Genomic DNA, 16,215 nt, shown 5'->3' with positions numbered 1-16,215 from the left:
GAAATTTGTTGTACAAAATCTATACCGAAATGAGGCTACAACTAAAACTTTATCTGTTTTTATTCTTTTTTTCACTTTTAGGATTCGGGCAAGAAAAAGTAACCCTTAGTGGAACTGTTTCTGATGTCAGTAATAACGAGACTTTAATTGGCGTTTCCGTTTATGTTTCTGAGTTAAATATTGGCGCTTACACAAATGAATACGGTTTTTATTCCATTACTTTACCAAAAGGAAATTACACGATTCAAATTAGTTATGTTGGATTTGAAACCATTTCTGAAAAAATTGAAATTAATCAAAATTCGAAGAAAAATTTCAGTTTAAAAGAAAGCAAACAAGAACTAAAAGAAGTTGTAATTACTGAAAACGCTTATAAAACCAACATTAAAAAACCCGAAATGAGTGTTAATAAACTAGCCATTAGCACCATTAAACAAATGCCAGTTTTAATGGGCGAAGTTGATATTATCAAATCGCTTTTATTTTTACCTGGAGTTACGAATGCTGGCGAAGGGCAATCTGGTTTTAATGTTCGTGGCGGTGGTGCCGACCAGAATTTGGTTTTGTTAGATGAAGCTACGCTTTACAATACTTCACATGTTTTCGGACTGTTTTCGGTTTTTAATGCGGATGCGATTAAAGATTTAAAATTATATAAAGGCGGAATTCCTTCTCGTTTTGGAGGAAGAGCAGCATCCGTTTTAGATGTGTATCAAAAAGACGGAAATAGTAATAAATTTAGCATGAACGGAGGAATTGGATTGATTTCAAGCCGTTTATTAGCTGAAGGTCCAATTGTAAAAGATAAAGGTTCTTTCCTTGTTGCTGGAAGAGGTTCGTATGCCCATCTGTTTTTAAAATTAACTGACAATAAAAATTCGGCATACTTTTATGATTTGAATACCAAATTAAATTACAAACTTAACGAAAACAACAACTTTTACCTATCAGGTTATTTTGGACGTGATATTTTCAATTTGAGCGAGTCTTTTAGAAATATTTACGGAAATTCTACATTGAATATGAGATGGAATCATCTGTTTTCAGATAAACTATTTTCTAACTTATCACTTATTTACAGTAACTACTTTTACGGATTAGAATTGGATTTCATTGGGTTTAATTGGGAATCTACTATCGAAAATTACAATTTGAAATATGATTTTAAATATTACGCTTCCGAAAAAACAAAGTTCAATTTTGGAGTCAATGTTACAAAATACGACATCAATCCAGGAACAATCGAACCTTTAGATGAGAATTCTTCAATCAATTACAGACAATTAGATAAAAAATATGCTTTTGAAAATGGCTTGTATGCCGATGTAGAACACAACTTAACTGATAAAATTTCAGTAATGGCAGGTTTGCGTTTTAGTTCGTTTTATCGCGTTGGAGCATCAACTATAAATTACTACGATAACAACCAACCGGTTTTGTATAATGAAGATTTAAAAATCTATGAAAAAGCAACTCCAATAAGTAGCGAATATTTTGGTTCAAATAAAAAAATTGCCGATTACTCTAATTTTGAACCTCGATTTACCATCTCGTACGAAATTGATGAAAACCAATCTGTAAAAGCGGGTTACAATAGAATGGTACAATACATGCAATTAATTTCTAATACTCAATCTCCTACTCCACTAGATGTTTGGACTCCTAGTGATAATTACATTAAACCTCAACTAGCAGACCAAATTGCAATTGGATATTTCAAAAATTTTAAAGACGGAGATTATACTTTAGAAGTGGAAACCTATTATAAAAAAGTAAAAAACCGAATCGATTATATTGATGGCGCCGACTTAATTGCTAATGAAGCCATTGAACAAGTAATTCTAAACGGAAGAATGCGCTCGTATGGTTTAGAAATGATGTTTCGTAAAAACGAAAGCCGTTTAAACGGTTGGATAGCATACACCTTATCGCGTTCAGAACAACAAACTCCAGGAAGAACTCCTACAGAAATTGGTATCAACAACGGAAATTGGTATCGTTCGGCTTATGATAAAACACATAATTTAGCGGTTACAGGAAACTATAAATTAAATAAAAAATGGAGTTTTGGTGCTAGTTTTACCCTACAATCTGGGCAACCTGTGACATTCCCAACAGGAAAATACGTATTTGAAGGCGTAACCGTTCCTAGTTATAATTCGAGAAACGAAGACCGACTTCCTGCGTACCATCGTTTGGATATATCGGCGACGCTTACTCCTAAAAAATATGAAAATAGAAAATTCAAAGGCGAATGGGTTTTCGGAATATACAATCTTTACAGCCGTTATAATGCAGCTTCTATCACTTTCAGACAAAATGATGAAACAGGAGTTAATGAAGCTGTAAAACTATCTATCTTTGGAATTGTTCCATCGGTTTCTTATAATTTTAAATTTTAAGACTATGAAATCGCCTCTAAAAAAAGTTTGCCCAAGCAAACACCAATGATTAAAAAGGCGATACCATATTTTACCAATAAAAAATAAAACTTAAACATATGAAAAAGATTTATTTATACATTCTTTTACTATCTACAACCTTATTTACAAGTTGCGAAGAAGTCGTAAATGTAGATTTATCAAATGCTGAACCTAAACTAGTAATTGAAGCCATTATTAAGTGGGAAAAAGGAACTACTGGAGAAAATCAGACCATAAAATTAAGCTTAACAAATGATTTTTATACCAATGATGTTCTTCCTGCAAATGGAGCAATCGTTACAGTTACGAATAGTGCTGATGTAGTTTTCGATTTCGTTCAAGTTCCAAATACTGAAAATTATGTTTGCAACAACTTTCAACCTGTAATTGGTGAAACCTATCGTTTAGAAATTCTATATGATGGTGAAATCTACACGGCATCAAATACTCTTTTTCCAACGCCCGATATTCTAAATGTAACACAAGAAACCGTTGACGGAATAAGTGGTGAGGATGAAATCCAAATAAAATATTTTTATCAAGATAATGGTGCAGTAGAAAACTATTATTTGTTGCGAGTTAAAAATCCTAACAAACAAATTCCAGAATTTGGTGCTGTAAGTGATGAATTCTTTCAAGGCAATCTAATGTTTGGATTTTATGGAAGTAGTGAAACAGAACCCGGAATTACATTAGACTTAAGTGTTCAAGGAATTTCAAGAGGCTATCACGATTATATGAACAAATTAATCTCTATAGCAGGAAGTGGTTCTGGAAATCCATTTGCAACTCCTCCAGCAACTGTTAGAGGAAATATTATTAATGTTACAGATAGTAATAATTTTCCACTTGGTTATTTTCATTTATCCGAAATTGACACCGTAAATTATTTAGTACAATAAAAGACAAGAACAGATTCAAACCTAAACTTGAAACTTGAAACCTGAAACAAAAAATAAAATGTCATCACACCACATCGTTCGCGACGACCAAGAACCGGCTTTAATTATAGCTAATGGTGCTTCTTGTAGCGAAGAACTTATTGGGCAATTACTAGAATGGTCGCCTCTAGTTATTGTTTTAGATTCAGCCATCGAACGCGTTTTAGAACTTGGAATTAAAGTAGATGTTCTATTAGGTGATTTTGACAGAGGTTTTAATCCGGAATATTATTTAGATAAACAATATCCATTAGAAATTGTTCACACACCTAATCAAGACAAAACCGATTTAGAGAAAGCCTTTGATTATCTTATTGAAAAAGGACATAAAGCGGTGAATGTAATTTGGGCAACCGGAAAACGTGCCGATCATACTATTACCAATATAACCAATATAGTAGCCTATCGAAATCAATTGAAAATTGTGGTATTAGACGATCATTCAAAAGTTTTTTTACTACCAAATAAATACGAAAAATGGTATACAGCAAACACCACGTTATCACTTATCCCTATAGGAAAAGTATCAGGCATTATCACTAAAAACTTATTTTATTCATTAAACAATGAAGAATTAACCATAGGTTACCGAACAGGAAGTAGCAATCATGTTGCTGAAGATGGTATTGTTTCTATCAAACACAAAGAAGGCGACTTGTTGTTAATGGAATGTTGGGATTAAGCAAAGTACAAAGTCAAAAATACTAAGTATAAAGTATGAAAAAAATGAGTTAATTAGTATTTTTGAATTACACTTTTAACTTCAACAACATGGAAAATAACTTAGTTGCAAGAACTCGTAAATTTGCTATTGATTGTATGATTTTATGTTCAAAATTACCAAAAACAAGAGAATATAATGCCTATGTAAACCAATTGATAAGATGTTCTGCGTCTGTCGGAGCTAATTACAGAGCTTCTCAAAGAGCTAAATCTACTCCAGATTTCATCAATAAATTAAAAATAGTTGAAGAAGTAGATGAAAGCAATTACTTTCTAGATTTACTTCAAGAAGTTTCAAAAATTCAAAATGAAGATATCACCATTTTCGAACCTCTTTTAAAAGAATCTAAAGAACTTTTGGCAATTACCATTGCTAGTATCAAAACAAAAAAAGCAAATAGCTAGTTTTTTACTTTCTAATTTACTCTTTTGTCTTATCACTTTAACTAACTTTGTACTTTACACTTTACACTTTGTACTTTAAATGAAATTCCAAGTCGTATCTGATTATAAACCTACGGGTGACCAACCACAAGCCATTGAAAAACTTTCAAAAGGTATTTTAAATGGTGAAAAATACCAAACTTTATTAGGAGTTACGGGTTCTGGAAAAACGTTTACCGTAGCAAATGTGGTACAAGAAGTACAAAAACCGACTTTAGTTTTAGCGCATAACAAAACGCTTGCAGCTCAATTATACTCGGAATTTAAGCAGTTTTTTCCAAATAATTCGGTGCAATATTTCGTTTCTTACTACGACTATTACCAACCCGAAGCTTTTATTCCTGTTACGGGAACTTACATTGAAAAAGATTTATCAATTAATGATGAATTAGAAAAACTTCGTTTAAGCACAACTTCTGCCCTACTTTCGGGTCGTCGTGATATTATTGTGATTTCATCCGTTTCGTGTTTGTACGGAATTGGAAATCCAGTTGAATTCCAAAAAAACGTCATCAATTTAGAAGCAGGTCAACAAATTTCGCGTACCAAATTATTACATCAATTAGTCCAAAGTTTGTATTCGAGAACCGAAGCCGAATTTAATCCTGGAAATTTCAGAATCAAAGGCGACATCGTGGAAATTTTCCCAAGTTATGGAGATGAACCGTTTAGAATTCACTTTTTTGGTGATGAAATCGAAGAAATTGAAGCATTTGACGCAAGAACAGCTCAGGTTTTAGAACGTTATGAAAAACTAACGATTTATCCAGCCAATATGTTCGTGACTTCACCTGATGTATTGCAAAACGCTATTTGGGCCATCCAAGAAGATTTGGTGAAACAAGTGGATTATTTCAAAGAAATTGGCAAACATTTAGAAGCAAAACGATTAGAAGAACGCACTAATTTCGATTTAGAAATGATTCGAGAATTAGGCTATTGCTCCGGAATTGAAAATTATTCGCGCTATTTAGATGGTCGTGAGCCTGGAACCAGACCTTTCTGTTTGCTAGATTATTTTCCAGATGATTATTTGATGGTGGTTGATGAAAGTCACGTTACGATTTCGCAAGTGCATGCTATGTATGGTGGCGATAGAAGTCGTAAAGAAAACTTAGTAGAATATGGTTTCAGATTACCAGCTGCAATGGACAATCGTCCGTTAAAGTTTGAAGAATTTGAAGCGTTGCAAAACCAAGTCGTTTATGTTTCGGCAACTCCTGCTGATTATGAATTACAGAAAACAGAAGGTGTTTATGTAGAACAAGTTATCCGTCCAACAGGATTGCTTGACCCAATTATAGAAGTTAGACCAAGCGCCAATCAAATTGATGATTTAATTGAAGAAATTCAGTTGCGATGCGAAGCAGATGAACGTGTTTTGGTTACCACATTAACCAAAAGAATGGCAGAAGAATTAGCGAAATATTTAACCAAAGTTTCGATTCGTTGTCGTTATATTCACTCCGATGTGGATACTTTAGAACGTGTGGAAATCATGCAAGATTTACGAAAAGGAATTTTTGATGTGTTAATTGGTGTGAATTTACTTCGTGAAGGTTTAGATTTACCTGAAGTTTCATTAGTTGCGATTTTAGATGCCGATAAAGAAGGTTTTTTAAGAAGTCATCGTTCCTTAACGCAAACCGTTGGTCGTGCCGCTAGAAATGTGAATGGAAAAGCCATTATGTATGCGGATAAAATCACAGCTTCCATGCAAAAAACTATTGATGAAACCACATACCGAAGAGAAAAACAAACACGCTATAATACTGAAAACAATCTGCAACCAAAAGCATTGAATAAAAGTTTAGGAAGTGCTTTAACAGGAAATTCGGTTTCAACAGGTTATTTTGAAAAAGAAGCATTAAAAGCAGCCGAACCTGAAAGTTTGTACTTATCGAAACCAGAAATAGAAAAGAAAATAAGAGACATGCGTAAATTAATGGAAAAAGCAGCTAAAGAATTAGACTTTATGCAAGCAGCCAAATTACGTGATGATATAAAGGCATTACAAGAAAAATTGTAATTTAATCTATACTTTGTCAAGCTGAACTCGTTTCGGCTTCTCTGTTAATAAATTAGGAATTTAGATTCTGAAACAAGTTCAGAATGACAAGAATATAAAACGTTAATCAAGAAACACATGAGCAAAATTGAAAACATTCTAAAATTAGAAGACGAAATCAAAATCATTGAAGCTATAGGAGAAATCATTTGGCAGAAAAAAGAAGAAACAGAAGATTTCTCTTCATTAACCGATGAAGAAAAAGTATTCGTTTTTGTAGATTTATTTGAAGGCGCTATGGGAGAAGGCGGTTTTCAATTTTTCTTTAGTTCAGAAGCGGGAGATTTTGCTGAAGAAGTTATCACTTCATACAAAGAAATTAAAGCTTTTAAAACAGCGGAATTGATTTCGAAAGCATTAGGTTTATTTCCTGCTAAAACCTATTCGCCTGACGTAGAAAAAAGAATAGCATTCATTGAAAAAGCAGACGAAAACATCATTTCTGGTTGGGAAGACCTTGACGAATTATTCTTTGAAGACGAAACCGAAGAAGACATCGTTACATTAATCGTAGATTACATTAAAGCCAACGAAAATCAGTTTGGAAATTAAATCCTAAATGAAATAGTAAAAAAGGTTACTTGAATTAAAAATTTGCAAGATAAATCCTAATTTTTTACTTTTATCAAAATCAATTATTACAAATTACAAAATGAAAAAAATTATTTCTCTTATCGCTTGTTTTATAATACTTACCTCATGCTCAAGCGACTCTTCTTCTGAAGAAAATTCATTAACTGGTTCTATTACCGCTACAATTGATGGACAAAATTGGCGCTCTAACATAGCAATTGCAGCAGTTCAATCTGTTAACTTTGATGAAATCAACGGTAGTGTACTTCAAATTATGGGTACAGCTTCAAACGCTTCATCGTTAGCAATTAATATTCCTTTACAGAATTTATCAGTAGGAACTTATACTTATAATGGATTTGATGCTGAAGGAAATTTGAGTTATAACACCATGGATGACTTGTATAGTTCTGATGAAACAGATGGAACATTTACATTAACAATCAGTTCTTATAACATTTCCAATGGAACAATTTCAGGAACTTTTAGCGGAACTTTAATTGGTTTTGACACTGCAACAGAAGTATCCGTTACTAACGGTACTTTTAGTAACATTACAGTTATTAGCCAACAATTATATTCTAACGGAAGCATGTCATTGAAATTAAATAGTGGCAGTGTTTTCAATATGGATACAGATAATAGTGATGGAAAGTACTTGATGATTCAACAAGTTAGCGAAGCTAATAAAATAGTGGTATACGGATACAATACAAATCTAGGTGCTGATTACGGTATTTATTCTATAATGATTCCTGAAAATGCAACCGTTGGCTCACATACTATTGATGGGAACAATTATGATGCTGGATTCAATAATAACTCTAATATTGACTATACAACAACTGGTGGTACTATAAACATTACATCTCATTCTGGAAATACAATTGTAGGTACTTTTAATTTTACTGCAACAGGAAATTCTCAAACCATGACTATTTCGCAAGGTAATTTTAGCATTACCTACAACTAAAAAAAAGAGAGTGCTAGTTCACTCTCTTTTTTTATATTTCAATGTGGTGAAAATATAGTTCAAATATTTTTTGTACTTTTAAGTAATCAATCATTAAACAAAAAAGTATGGCAACAGTAAACGTATATCTTACCTTTAATGGTAATACAGAAGAAGCTTTTAATTTTTACAAATCGGTTTTTGGTGGCGAATTTACCTATATGGGTAGGTTTAAAGACATGCCTGCCGATGAAAATTGTCCACCTCCTAGCGAAGAAGAAGGCAATCGCATTATGCATGTAAGTTTACCAATTAGTAAAGAAACCATTTTAATGGCTAGTGATAGTACTTCGTTTAGTGGCGATGTTACTTTTGGAAATAATTTCTCTGTATCTATCAATACAGACAGCAAAGAAGAAGCCGATAAATTGTTCAACGGACTTTCTGCTGGCGGAAACATTATTATGCCAATGGAAAAAACATTCTGGGGTGCTTATTTTGGAATGTTTACCGATAAATTTGGTGTAAATTGGATGGTAAATTTCGACGAAGTTCCTGCAAACTAATTATGCTGCTCGGTAAAAACCGATAATAAAACATCTCCCTCGACCATTCGGTTTGGGGAGTTTTTCATTAAATTCAATACGCGTTTCATCGCATACGGATTCAATCCCATGTTGATTCCAATTTCGTTGATTTTAATTTGTTCAGCTTCGTGTAAAACGCCATCGCAATGCATTAATAACGCCAAACGATAAAACTGACAAATTCTATGAAACTCATCTTTTATTACGGTAACTTCTCCTCTCTTTTCAAATAATTTATGAAAAATAGGCTTTTCTATTTCCAATTCCATGGCTACCATTTCTAAAAAATCATACTCTCTATCGTGCAATTCGCCATCGATTAAAGCAAAAGCAATCATCTCTTGTAACAGACTTAATTTTTCTTGGTAACTATCCATACATTATTTCTTTGCGGTAAAAATAAGAAATCTTAATTTAAATGGATATCTTTGACCTAATATTTTATACAAATGAATAACAACGATATTTTTAAAAAGTTACGCGTAGCGTTGCAATTACGTGATGACCAAATTATTGAAATTTTAAACTTGGTTAATTTTAGAGTTTCAAAAGGCGAATTAGCAAACGTATTTAGAAGCGAAGACCATCCCAACTTTATGGAATGTGGCGACCAATTATTGCGTAATTTCTTAAACGGATTAGTTATTCATTTGCGAGGAACTAAAGAAGATCCTAAAAACCCAAAAGAAGTTTTAGACCAAATAGCAAAAAACAAAGCACCACTTTACAAAGAAGACAAAAAGCCCGATTTTAAAAAAGAAGGCGAAAAAAAACCTTTTAAACCAAAAGGCGCTCCTGCTAAAAAACCATTTGGACAAGGCAAACCTTCCGACAAAAAACAAAAACCCGAAAGCCCTGTGGAACGTTTTAAGTTTAACTCAGGTAAGAATAAAAAGTAAATGAAATCCTCAATTACTGAGGATTTCATTTTTTTTGAAACAAAATCAATGCTCTTCAATATATTTCAAATTGAATTTATTAATTTGGCACATGCTAACTTTTCAGAAAAATGAAAAACTTCATTGCCTTTATTTTCATATTCATTTTCGTAAATCTATTTTCACAAATAAGTTCAAAGTCGATAAATTTTGAAGTATATTATGAAAAAGATTATCCTTTAGCAGGTGGGAATTTAGTTGAGAAAAATTTAAATATTTTAAATGGAACTACTACTGATTTTAACGGTAAAGCACAGCTAATAATTAGTAATTACAACTCTGAATTTGAATTAACTTTTACAGGGCCAATTGTAAGGTTCAAAATTCCTGAAAAGACTGAAAAAATAATAATCAATATTGATAAAAGGAGAATTGAGTATTATCACAATGATAAAATTTTCAAACGAAAAAGACTTAAGTTTAAAGGATTTTAAAAAATTCAACTTACCTCCTCTTCAAATACCCAATCACCGTTTCATTAAAAATAACGGGTTGTTCAACATTTACCACATGTCCACAATTTTGGATGATAAAAAGTTCAGCGGTTTTAACATGATTGGCAACGACTTGCTTTACTGAAGGTAAAAACATATAATCTTCTTCGCCCATAACATATAAAGTTGGTATATTCAATTCTTTTTGACGGAACCAGCGTAAAACTGGATTAATTTCGGCAGTAAGTTTGAACCATTTGATGAATTCTTTTTGATACAATTTCTTGGCTTCGTTGATAAAAAGCAAACGCGATTGTTTATGATTCTTTTTCGGCATAATTACAAAAGCAAAAAACTTATACAAAACCAAATACGGCAACACATATTTAAACATATTTCCCAATCGCATTAATACTTGCGAACGGAAATTCATTTTTAAAATCGCGCCGCCTAAAATCATGCTTTTCACACGTTCGGGATGCATTTCTGCTAATTGACGAATAACGATGGAACCTAAAGAAATCCCAACAAAATGCGAAGATTCAATCTTTAAAAAATCGATTACCTCAACAATATCTTCCGCAATAGCTTTGAATGTATATTGCTGTTTGAGTGCAGATTTTAATTGGTCTTTTGAATTTCCATGACCGCGCAAATCCAATAACAATACATTAAAATGCTTCTGAAAATCACGAATTTGCTTGAACCAAATAGACGAACTTCCTCCTGCTCCATGAACAAAAGTCACCCATTCGGTACTGGTTTCGTTTTTATAAATTGTGTAGGAAATCAAATGTTTCAATTTTTGTCAAATGTACTGTTTTTAAAACAACTACATTGTTGAACAAATTTTAAATTTTGGAATGCAATAATTTAAAATAATCAAACGCTTTCAACAACCGACTACCGTACCAAGAAAACATTTCGCCATCCACAAAAACCGTTTTGGCATGATGCGTAAGTCTTCCAATTTCAAACGCATGTTCGTCTTTAAACGGAAATGGTTCGGATGACAAAAAAACATAATCAGGATCACCTTCTAAACGGATTTTCTTTAACTCAATTTCGGGATATCGTCCTTCTTTAGCTTCGTAAATATTCTCGAAATGATTTAATTTCAATAATTCATTAATAAAAGTATGATTTCCAGCCACCATGTGAGGATTTGCCCAAATAAAATACGCCGCTTTCTTTATTGGTTTATTTTTGATGAATTGCTGAAAATCTTGATACGCAAAATTGATTTTGTCTATCCATTTTTGCGCATTTGTACGTTTATTAAACAATTGACCAAAATCGTGAATCATTTGTAAATTATCATCAATCGTGAGAATATCGGTTACCCAAACGGGACAAATTTGCGATAATTCTTCTACGATTTCTTTGGTATTTTCTTCTTTGTTACAAATGATAATATCGGGCTGAAGCGATTTTATTTTGTCGAATTTGATGGTTTTAGTTCCACCAACAATCGCCTTCGTTGCTTTAAAATGAAACGGATGCACACAGAATTTAGTAATTCCAACAATGTTATCTTCTAAACCTAAATCGTACAACAATTCGGTTTGAGAAGGCACTAAAGAAACGATTCGCAAAGGTGTTTTTTCGAAAGTGTGTTGGGTTCCTAATTGATCTTGCATTGGTTCAATATTCAAAATTCAGCATTCAATATTCAAAATTACCCTAAAATCTCATCCATCTCTTGTTGCAACTTCAACGCTTCTTCCCTAGCCTTTTTAGCGAAATCCATTCCGTTTGAAGCGTAAATAATGCCTCTAGAAGAATTGATTAACAAGCCTACGTTTTGGTTCATTCCGTATTTGCAAACCTCAGCTAAACTTCCGCCTTGAGCGCCAACTCCAGGAACTAATAAGAAACTATCAGGAACTATTTTTCTAATTTCAGTGAAATACTCCGCTTTGGTTGCACCAACTACATACATTAAATTATGCGCGTTTTTCCAAGATTTTGAGGTTTCTAAAACCACTTTATACAATTCTTTTCCTCCCGAAGTTTCGGGATCATTTTGCATTTGAAAATCGAAAGCTCCTTCGTTTGAAGTCAACGCCAACATAATCGTGTGCTTATCCTCAAATGCTAAGAAAGGTTCTACCGAATCTTTTCCCATATAAGGCGCCACCGTTACCGAATCAAAATCCAAATCATTGAAAAAAGCACGAGCATACATAGACGACGTATTACCAATATCGCCACGTTTTGCATCTGCAATGGTAAAGATTTCCGGATATTTCTCGTTGATGTAATTGATTGTTTTTTCTAACGATTGCCAACCTTTAATGCCGTAAGCTTCGTAAAACGCCGTGTTTGGTTTATAAGAAACACATAAATCGTGCGTAGCATCAATAATCGCTTTATTGAATTCGAAAATTGGATCTTCGGTTTGGAGTAAATGCTCTGGAATTTTATTCAAATCGACATCCAAACCAATACATAGAAATGATTTTTTAGTTCGGATTTGTGTAATTAGTTGTTCAGTAGTCATTGTGTTGTTTTATTTAAATGCAAAGTTCGCAAAGTTTTTCGCAATCCCGAAGTTTCGGGACGCAAAGTTTTAAAAAAAATGCCAAACAAATTATTGTTCAGCATCTTTTCTCTTATTCTATCTTCTATTTTCTTTCATTTAGAAAACTTCGCTTTCTTTTAGTTTTTCGGTGTTGGCTACCAATTGTAATTCTTCAATCATTTTATGAAGATTTCCGTTCATGAAACCATCTAAATCGAAAATACTTAAACCAATTCTATGATCGGTAATTCTACCTTGTGCATAGTTGTAAGTACGAATTTTAGCCGAACGATCACCCGAACTTACCTGAGAATTACGTTTTTTCGCATCTTCTTCTTGTTTTTTGGCCAATTCCATTTCGTACAAACGCGAACGTAAAACTGTTAACGCTTTGTCTTTGTTTTTATGTTGCGATTTCTCGTCCTGACATTGCGCGACCAAACCTGTTGGAATGTGCGTCATACGAACCGCTGATTTCGTAGTATTTACCGATTGACCTCCAGGACCAGACGAACAGAAAAAGTCGATACGAACGTCGTTCATGTCGATTTGTACGTCAAATTCCTCTGCTTCTGGCAACACCATTACAGTTGCTGCTGAAGTGTGAACACGTCCTTGCGTTTCCGTTTGTGGAACACGTTGTACACGGTGCACTCCTGCTTCGTATTTTAAAGTTCCGTAAACATCTTCTCCTGTTACTTCAAAAATTACCTCTTTGAAACCTCCAGAAGTTCCTTCACTTACATCTACTACAGATGTTCTCCAACCTTTAGAATCGCAATATTTAGTGTACATACGGTACAAATCACCAGCAAAGATAGAAGCTTCATCTCCTCCAGTTCCAGCACGGATTTCCACCATTACGTTTTTCGCATCTTCAGGATCTTTAGGAATCAACATATATTTGATTTCGTCTTCTAGCTGAGGCAAACGTTCTTTAGCTTCGTCTAATTGCATTTTAGCCATTTCTACCATTTCGGCATCCGAACCATCAGCAATAATTTCGTTAGCTTCTTTAATATTTCCGTCAAGATTAATGTATTCTTCACGTTTATCTACTAAAGCTTTAAGGTCTTTGTATTCTTTATTTAATTGTACATAACGCTTTTGATCGGCAATTACATCAGGCTGAATAATCAAATCTGATACTTCGTCAAAACGTTGTTTTACATATTGTAATCTATCTAACATAGCTGTTATTTATTTTGGAGTGCAAAGTTACAATTTTAGTTGAAAGTTTAAAAGTTTCTGTGTTTAAAAGTTTTGCCTTCAAAATCAATGCATTGAAAATATTATTTAAAATAAGTCTAAATAAATTTTGTCGTTTCATTTCGACTTAATATTTTTGCTTTATTATTTTAATTAAATCTAAATAACATGAATAAAATAGTATTATCAACACTTTTGTTGTCATCGCTACTTTGTTTTAGTCAAGAAAAAGCGGATTCAACTAAAGTCTTAAAAGAGGTTACCGTTGAAGGCACAAGAGAAAACAAGTACAAAAAGGAAAGCAGTACAACCGTTTCTAAAATGCCTTTGAAGGATATTGAAAATCCGCAAGTGTACAATTCTATTCCAGCTAATCTTTTGAAAGAACAAGTGGTAACCAACTTTAACGATGCGCTTAAAAATGCAACAGGTGTAACTAGACTTTGGGAATCTACTGGTCGTAATGGAGATGGAGCAGAATATTACTCAATGCGTGGTTTTGCAGTTCAACCATCTATGGTAAATGGCTTACCTGCTTTAACGAATACTACAATTGACCCAATTAACATCGACAACATCGAAGTCATCAAAGGTCCTTCAGGAACATTGTTTGGAAGTAGTGTGATTTCGTATGGTGGATTAATCAACGTAGTAACTAAAAAACCTCATCAACAATTTGGTGGAGAAATCAGCTACAACAACGGAACCTATGGAAGCAATCGCGTAACTGCTGATGTTAACCTTCCGCTTAATGAGAAAGCTGCCGTTCGAATTAACTCGGCTTACACTACCGAAGAATCGTTTCAAGATGCTGGATTTTCAAATTCATTCTTTTTAGCGCCTTCTTTAAAATATGAAGTTAACGACAAATTGACTTTCTTAGTAAACACGGAATTTTACAAAAATACCTCAGCAAAAGCGAGTATGATTTTCTTGAGTCGCTACTCACCGCTTTCATTTGATTCAATGGAATTGTTTGACAAAAACTACAAAAAATCTTTTACTTCAAATGATTTAACTATGAACAACAATTCGTTCAACATGCAAATGCAGGCGTTGTACAAATTATCAAACAATTGGACTTCGCAAACGGTTTTATCTAAAAGTTCAACCAAAACAAACGGTTACTATCAGTATTTATGGGATTCTGCTAATGGCGATGAATTCACACGTTATATTTCTAAAGCAGATGGAACCTTCTACACTACCGATATCCAACAAAATTTCATTGGAGATTTCAAAATCGAAAACATGAGAAATCGTTTAGTAGCTGGATTGGATTATTACAATTCGAGATTATTGAATGGAGGAACGGGCTGGGCAGGTTATGGAGTTGTATCGTTAGTTAATGGAACCGATACAAACGGAGTTGATTTAGGTGGTAATCCAATCCCAACAGTTTTAACACAAGCGGGTGTAGATAATGCCATTGGAAGTTTTGCAGGAAATACAGAAGCCAACCAAGAAATCATGAGTGCATACGTTTCTGATGTGTTGAATGTTACCAACAAATTATCAGTAATGGCAAGTTTACGTTTGGATTATTTTGACGGAAAAACTTCGCAATATGATGGCGTAGAAACAAAAGGTCAAGTGGCTTTATCTCCAAAATTTGGTGCCGTGTATCAAATCGTAGAAAACAAAGTTTCTGTTTTTGGAAATTACATGAACGGATTTAAAAATGTTGCTCCAACAACCGTTGCTGATATCGACGGAAGCAATCCAAGAACTAAAGAATTCGATCCAGAACAAGCAAATCAATTTGAAGTGGGTTTAAAAACAAGCTTATACAAAGACATTATTTCAGCTTCGGTGAGTTATTATGACATTCGTGTGAAAGACCGCGTAATTACTGATCCAAACAATATCAATAACTCGATTCAAGGTGGTGAAGTTGAAAGCAAAGGTGTTGAAGTAAGCATCGTTGCCAATCCAATTAAAGGATTAAACCTTATTGCAGGTTTTAGTCATAATGATGCTGAAGTTACAAAAGAATCTCCTGGCGATGGTTATTTAGGATTACGTCCAGAAGAAGCTGGACCTGAAACTTTAGTGAATTTATGGGCAAATTATACGGTAACAGAAGGACAATTGAAAGGTTTCGGAATTGGTTTTGGTGGTAACTACGCTAGCGAATACAAAACTTTGAACAGAGCCAATACAGGAACTTTCGCTTTACCTGATTACACGGTTTTAAATTCGGCTTTATCGTATGACAACGACAAGTTTAACGTATCCTTAAAATTGAATAATATGTTGAACGAAAAATATTATTCGGGTTGGTCAACGGTTACACCACAACGTTTACGCAGCATTACCGCTGGTGTTACTTATAAATTTTAGTTTATTTTCTGTTTAGTTTAAAGTAAGCTCCTCATTTCGGTGGGGAGTTTTTATCG

Annotated in this window: 16 protein-coding genes; 11 read left to right on the top strand and 5 right to left on the bottom strand. The window is 33.5% G+C overall.

Annotated features, from left to right (window positions below; genetic code table 11):
- The first annotated feature begins 29 nt into the window (after positions 1-29).
- The 8 genes from B0I03_RS10985 (at position 30) to B0I03_RS10950 (ending at position 8,690) form a co-directional block, all read left to right on the top strand.
- Positions 30-2,402, top strand: coding sequence for a TonB-dependent receptor (locus B0I03_RS10985; RefSeq protein ID WP_111567487.1), 2,373 nt, complete (start codon positions 30-32; stop codon positions 2,400-2,402).
- Positions 2,403-2,500: 98 nt separating this feature from the next.
- Complete coding sequence (locus B0I03_RS10980) at positions 2,501-3,325, top strand: DUF4249 domain-containing protein (RefSeq protein WP_111567486.1); 825 nt, start codon at positions 2,501-2,503, stop codon at positions 3,323-3,325.
- 58 nt (positions 3,326-3,383) lie between these two features.
- Positions 3,384-4,046 (top strand): thiamine diphosphokinase, encoded by a 663-nt coding sequence (locus B0I03_RS10975; protein ID WP_111567485.1) that lies wholly within the window; start codon positions 3,384-3,386, stop codon positions 4,044-4,046.
- An 89-nt stretch (positions 4,047-4,135) separates the two neighbouring features.
- Complete coding sequence (locus tag B0I03_RS10970; RefSeq protein WP_111567484.1) at positions 4,136-4,492, top strand: four helix bundle protein; 357 nt, start codon at positions 4,136-4,138, stop codon at positions 4,490-4,492.
- 79 nt (positions 4,493-4,571) lie between these two features.
- On the top strand, positions 4,572-6,560 hold the full coding sequence (gene uvrB, locus B0I03_RS10965; RefSeq protein ID WP_111567483.1) for an excinuclease ABC subunit UvrB: 1,989 nt from the start codon (positions 4,572-4,574) through the stop codon (positions 6,558-6,560).
- Between the two features lie 117 nt (positions 6,561-6,677).
- Positions 6,678-7,151 carry a DMP19 family protein gene (locus B0I03_RS10960; protein ID WP_111567482.1) on the top strand — a complete coding sequence of 158 codons (474 nt, stop codon included), beginning with the start codon at positions 6,678-6,680 and terminating at the stop codon, positions 7,149-7,151.
- A gap of 100 nt (positions 7,152-7,251) precedes the next feature.
- Positions 7,252-8,145, top strand: coding sequence for a DUF6252 family protein (locus B0I03_RS10955; protein ID WP_111567481.1), 894 nt, complete (start codon positions 7,252-7,254; stop codon positions 8,143-8,145).
- Positions 8,146-8,252: 107 nt separating this feature from the next.
- On the top strand, positions 8,253-8,690 hold the full coding sequence (locus B0I03_RS10950) for a VOC family protein (protein ID WP_111567480.1): 438 nt from the start codon (positions 8,253-8,255) through the stop codon (positions 8,688-8,690).
- Here the strand turns inward: B0I03_RS10950 and B0I03_RS10945 are convergent.
- Positions 8,687-9,088: an excinuclease ABC subunit B gene (locus B0I03_RS10945; protein WP_111567479.1), complete on the bottom strand. Its 402-nt coding sequence runs from the start codon at positions 9,086-9,088 to the stop codon at positions 8,687-8,689. The genes B0I03_RS10950 and B0I03_RS10945 overlap by 4 nt on opposite strands.
- Positions 9,089-9,160: 72 nt before the next feature.
- Here B0I03_RS10945 and B0I03_RS10940 point away from each other — a divergent pair, with 72 nt between their 5' ends.
- On the top strand, positions 9,161-9,610 hold the full coding sequence (locus B0I03_RS10940; RefSeq protein WP_111567478.1) for a DUF1456 family protein: 450 nt from the start codon (positions 9,161-9,163) through the stop codon (positions 9,608-9,610).
- A gap of 110 nt (positions 9,611-9,720) precedes the next feature.
- Complete coding sequence (locus B0I03_RS10935) at positions 9,721-10,083, top strand: hypothetical protein (protein ID WP_111567477.1); 363 nt, start codon at positions 9,721-9,723, stop codon at positions 10,081-10,083.
- Between the two features lie 10 nt (positions 10,084-10,093).
- Here B0I03_RS10935 and B0I03_RS10930 read toward each other — a convergent pair whose 3' ends face one another.
- From B0I03_RS10930 to prfA, 4 genes are all read right to left on the bottom strand, one after another.
- Positions 10,094-10,876, bottom strand: coding sequence for an alpha/beta fold hydrolase (locus B0I03_RS10930; RefSeq protein ID WP_111567617.1), 783 nt, complete (start codon positions 10,874-10,876; stop codon positions 10,094-10,096).
- A 58-nt stretch (positions 10,877-10,934) separates the two neighbouring features.
- Entirely contained in the window at positions 10,935-11,723 is a 789-nt protein-coding gene (locus B0I03_RS10925; protein ID WP_394338073.1) for an ABC transporter substrate-binding protein, read from the bottom strand.
- Positions 11,724-11,761: 38 nt separating this feature from the next.
- Positions 11,762-12,586 (bottom strand): orotidine-5'-phosphate decarboxylase, encoded by an 825-nt coding sequence (pyrF, locus tag B0I03_RS10920; protein ID WP_111567476.1) that lies wholly within the window; start codon positions 12,584-12,586, stop codon positions 11,762-11,764.
- A 138-nt stretch (positions 12,587-12,724) separates the two neighbouring features.
- Complete coding sequence (gene prfA / locus B0I03_RS10915; RefSeq protein ID WP_026725104.1) at positions 12,725-13,798, bottom strand: peptide chain release factor 1; 1,074 nt, start codon at positions 13,796-13,798, stop codon at positions 12,725-12,727.
- A gap of 186 nt (positions 13,799-13,984) precedes the next feature.
- Between prfA and B0I03_RS10910 the strand changes: the two genes are divergently transcribed.
- Positions 13,985-16,159, top strand: a complete 2,175-nt coding sequence (locus B0I03_RS10910; protein WP_111567475.1) for a TonB-dependent siderophore receptor — start codon at positions 13,985-13,987, stop codon at positions 16,157-16,159.
- Positions 16,160-16,215: the final 56 nt, after the last annotated feature.

This window comes from Flavobacterium aquaticum (genome assembly GCF_003259835.1).
GTDB lineage: Bacteria > Bacteroidota > Bacteroidia > Flavobacteriales > Flavobacteriaceae > Flavobacterium > Flavobacterium aquaticum.
This window is presented reverse-complemented; position numbering and strand designations above follow the sequence as displayed.

Coding starts and splice junctions, on each gene's coding strand:
- B0I03_RS10985 (WP_111567487.1), top strand. CDS start 30: ATGAGGCTACAACTAAAACTTTATCTGTTTTTATTCTTTTTTTCACTT.
- B0I03_RS10980 (WP_111567486.1), top strand. CDS start 2,501: ATGAAAAAGATTTATTTATACATTCTTTTACTATCTACAACCTTATTT.
- B0I03_RS10975 (WP_111567485.1), top strand. CDS start 3,384: ATGTCATCACACCACATCGTTCGCGACGACCAAGAACCGGCTTTAATT.
- B0I03_RS10970 (WP_111567484.1), top strand. CDS start 4,136: ATGGAAAATAACTTAGTTGCAAGAACTCGTAAATTTGCTATTGATTGT.
- uvrB (WP_111567483.1), top strand. CDS start 4,572: ATGAAATTCCAAGTCGTATCTGATTATAAACCTACGGGTGACCAACCA.
- B0I03_RS10960 (WP_111567482.1), top strand. CDS start 6,678: ATGAGCAAAATTGAAAACATTCTAAAATTAGAAGACGAAATCAAAATC.
- B0I03_RS10955 (WP_111567481.1), top strand. CDS start 7,252: ATGAAAAAAATTATTTCTCTTATCGCTTGTTTTATAATACTTACCTCA.
- B0I03_RS10950 (WP_111567480.1), top strand. CDS start 8,253: ATGGCAACAGTAAACGTATATCTTACCTTTAATGGTAATACAGAAGAA.
- B0I03_RS10945 (WP_111567479.1), bottom strand. CDS start 9,088: ATGGATAGTTACCAAGAAAAATTAAGTCTGTTACAAGAGATGATTGCT.
- B0I03_RS10940 (WP_111567478.1), top strand. CDS start 9,161: ATGAATAACAACGATATTTTTAAAAAGTTACGCGTAGCGTTGCAATTA.
- B0I03_RS10935 (WP_111567477.1), top strand. CDS start 9,721: ATGAAAAACTTCATTGCCTTTATTTTCATATTCATTTTCGTAAATCTA.
- B0I03_RS10925 (WP_394338073.1), bottom strand. CDS start 11,723: ATGCAAGATCAATTAGGAACCCAACACACTTTCGAAAAAACACCTTTG.
- pyrF (WP_111567476.1), bottom strand. CDS start 12,586: ATGACTACTGAACAACTAATTACACAAATCCGAACTAAAAAATCATTT.
- prfA (WP_026725104.1), bottom strand. CDS start 13,798: ATGTTAGATAGATTACAATATGTAAAACAACGTTTTGACGAAGTATCA.
- B0I03_RS10910 (WP_111567475.1), top strand. CDS start 13,985: ATGAATAAAATAGTATTATCAACACTTTTGTTGTCATCGCTACTTTGT.